Annotated in this window: 1 protein-coding gene and 1 pseudogene; both read right to left on the minus strand. The window is 72.8% G+C overall.

Annotated elements, in window-relative coordinates:
• Positions 1 to 245 (minus strand): annotated as a pseudogene (locus VTU_RS26130) ((Fe-S)-binding protein); the annotation flags it as partial.
• On the minus strand, positions 242 to 1,534 hold a 1,293-nt coding region (locus VTU_RS0106340; RefSeq protein WP_010102243.1), incomplete at its 5' end, for a (Fe-S)-binding protein. The pseudogene VTU_RS26130 and the gene VTU_RS0106340, both read right to left, overlap by 4 nt.

Here is a 1,534-nt window from a genome sequence, read left to right on the forward strand (position 1 = left end):
ACGCACTGGCTGCTCGCGGTGCGCAGGGGTTGCAGCCGGCCGCGGGCGAGCAGGTCGGCGAGCAGCTGGCTGTGGTGCCACACGTCGAAATGGCCGCCCAGCGCCGGGTACTCGTTCTTCAGCGCGTGCAAGAGGTGCGGGTCGGGCGCCACGATGCGCTGGAAGCTGCGCGCCCCGAGGGTTTTGATGCGCTGCGCCGCGCGGCGCGGGTCGATGCGGCGTACCGCGTGCGGCTGCGTGCTCATGCGATCTCCAGCGCGTGCGCCAGCAGTTCGGCGATGTCCAGCACCTCGGGGCGCGGCCCGACCACGCCCTCGAGCATGGCCGTGCAGTTCGGGCAGGCGACGGCGAGCACGCCAGCGCCCGTGCCCTTTGCGTCCGCGATGCGGATGTCCGGGATGCGCCGGGCGCCGGGAACGTCGGTGAACGGTGCGCCGCCGCCACCGCCGCAGCAGCGCCCCTTCTCGCGGTTGCGCGGCATTTCGACGAGTTGCACGCCAAGGGCCTGGAGCAGCGCGCGCGGGGCGTCCACTTCGCGCGCGTAGCGGCCCAGGTAGCACGGGTCGTGGTAGGTCACGCACTGGCTGCTCGCGGCGCGCAGGGGGTGCAGCTGGCCGCGGGCGAGCAGGTCGGCGAGCAGCTGGCTGTGGTGCCACACGTCGAAATGACCGCCCAGCGCCGGGTACTCGTTCTTCAGCGCGTGCAAGAGGTGCGGGTCGGGCGTCACGATGCGCTGGAAGCTGCGCGCCCCGAGGGTTTTGATGAGCTGCGCCGCGAGGCGCTGGAAGCCCGCCTCGTCGCCCAGGCGCCGCGCCAGGTCGCCGCAGTCGGTCTCCGCCGCGCCCAGCAGCGCGATGTCCAGGCCGGCGCTTTGCAGCGTCTTCACGAGGGCGCGCAGCGTGCGCTGGTAGCGCATGTCGAAGCCGCCTTCGCCGACCAGCAGCAGCCAGTCCGCCTGCATGCCCATGCTCAGCACCGGCACGTTCAGGTCGGCGGCCCAGTGGTGGCGCGCCGCGAGCGGGAAACCGCCCACGGTATCCGTGTCGCGCAGCTGTTCGAGCGCCTGCATGCCCTGGTTCGGCAGCACGCCGCCGACCAGCGTGAGGTGGCGGCGCATGTCGACGATCGCGTCCACGTGCTCGATCAGCATCGGGCATTCCTGCACGCAGGCGCGGCAGGTGGTGCAGGACCACAGCGTGTCGCCGGCGATGAGTCCGGGGACGATGGGCGCACCGGGCGCGCCATGGTGCCGGCCGGTGCCTGCGCCGGGGTGGGGGCTGCCGGCGTAGCGCGCGTCGCTCGCCGAGCCCATTCCTGCGACCAGGTCCTGGATCAGCTTTTTCGGGTTCAGCGGTTGGCCCGCAGCGAAGGCCGGGCAGGCGGCCTCGCATTTGCCGCACTGCACGCAGGCGTCGAACGACAGCAGCCGGTTCCAGGCGAAATCGGCGGGCCGGCCCACGCCCAGGTCGCCGGCGTCCAGGCGCAGGGGCTGCAAGGCCGTGGCCGCGCGTTTGTCGACGCGAAAGCGCTCGGG

The sequence above is a fragment of the Verminephrobacter aporrectodeae subsp. tuberculatae At4 genome (genome assembly GCF_000193225.1).
Lineage (GTDB): Bacteria > Pseudomonadota > Gammaproteobacteria > Burkholderiales > Burkholderiaceae_C > Acidovorax > Acidovorax aporrectodeae.